This window comes from Thiohalocapsa halophila (assembly GCF_016583825.1).
Classification (GTDB): Bacteria; Pseudomonadota; Gammaproteobacteria; order Chromatiales; family Chromatiaceae; genus Thiohalocapsa; species Thiohalocapsa halophila.
The window spans coordinates 1-1447 of record NZ_NRRV01000181.1; the positions used below are offsets into that span (position 1 = coordinate 1).

1 protein-coding gene is annotated in these 1447 nt (G+C 68.3%); it reads right to left on the reverse strand.

The window, feature by feature from the left end:
- Positions 1–291: 291 nt before the first annotated feature.
- The gene (locus CKO31_RS25845) at positions 292–1344 is read right to left on the reverse strand and encodes an IS110 family RNA-guided transposase (RefSeq protein WP_200243723.1); all 1053 of its coding nucleotides are present in this window, start codon (positions 1342–1344) and stop codon (positions 292–294) included.
- Positions 1345–1447 lie beyond the last annotated feature (103 nt).

The following is a 1447-nucleotide window of genomic DNA, read 5'->3' on the forward strand; positions in this document are numbered from 1 at the left end:
CCGCCCCGCGTTGCAAGAGTGAATGCGCCGATCGGCAGAAGGAGGAGTTGCGGCCATATATCCGGCATCGTGGTGAGGCGCCGTCGCCGGCCCCCGTGCCCTGATGGAATCCGCGAGCATTCCCGACCTTATCACGGGCATCAGTCTCGGCAACGCCGGCTGGTGGGAGCGTCAGGGTCTCGGGAATGCAGGACTTGCCTGTCATGCCATCACTGCGATGTTCACTCTCGGCAACTCGTGGTGGTGGGTACCTCGTGTGGTGATCGGTCGTGCTTAGCGCTCAGCGGCCGCTCAGGCGGCGCTGGCGGCGGCCTGCGGGTTGTATGGCTGGCCGGTGCTGAGCACTGCGTAGGCGATGCGCGCCAGCTTGTTGGCCAGCGCGACCGCGGCGATGTTGCCGTGCCGGCGCGCCTTCAGTGCGCGTGCCCAGCGACTGACCGCGTCGTCTTTGTGCTCGACGTGGCGCAGCACCGCCCGCGCGCCATGAATGAGCAGGTTGCGCAGGTACACGTCCCCGCGCTTGCTGATGCCGAGCAACTGCGCTCTGCCGCCGGTGGAGTGCTGGCGCGGGACCAGCCCGAGCCAGGCGGCCAGGCCGCGGCCGTGCTTGAACAGCCGCGGGTCCTCGCCGACGGCCGCCAGCAGCGCCGTGGCGCCCATCGGGCCGATGCCGGGTACCGTCATCAGCGTGCGTGCCTGCGCATTGTCCTGCGCGAGCTGTCCGATGCGCCGGTCGTAGTACGCCACGCGCTCATCGAGATGCCGCAACTGCTCGGCCAGTCCATGCAGCTCGGCGCGAAACAGCGCGCTGAGCCCGTTGTCGGCGTCTTCGAGAATCTCCGCCAAGCGCCCCCGCACCGCGGCGCGCCCCTGGGCGATCTCGATGCCGTACTCCAGCAGCAGACCGCGCACCTGGTTGACCTGGGCGGTGCGCTGATCGACCGCCAGCGAGCGCATGCGATGGATCGCCTGGATGTCCTGCTGCTCGACGCTCTTGACCGCGACGAAACGCATCTTCGGGCGCTGCACTGCCTCGCAGATCGCCTCGGCGTCGGCCGCGTCGTTTTTGTTGGACTTCACGTACGGCTTGACGAACTGCGGTGCGATCAACCGCACCTCGTGGCCATGCGCACGAAACCGCCGCGCCCAGTCGTGCGCGCTGCCGCACGCCTCCATCGCGATCGTGCACGCCGGCAACCGCGCCACCCAGGCGCCGAGCTGCTTGCGCGTGAGCTTGCGGCTGAGCACTTGGCGGCCCGCCGCATCGGCGGCGTACACATGGAAGCTGCGCTTGGCCAGGTCGATGCCCACATAGGCGATCCGCTCTTTGCTACGCTTTGTCATTGGTCTGCTCCGCTATCTCGGGTTGACGGTGGCTTGCTTGCCCCCCGTCAGTGTGCCCGCTTCGGGCGGGGTTGGAGAAGCGGGGCGGACCATCCCATTACGG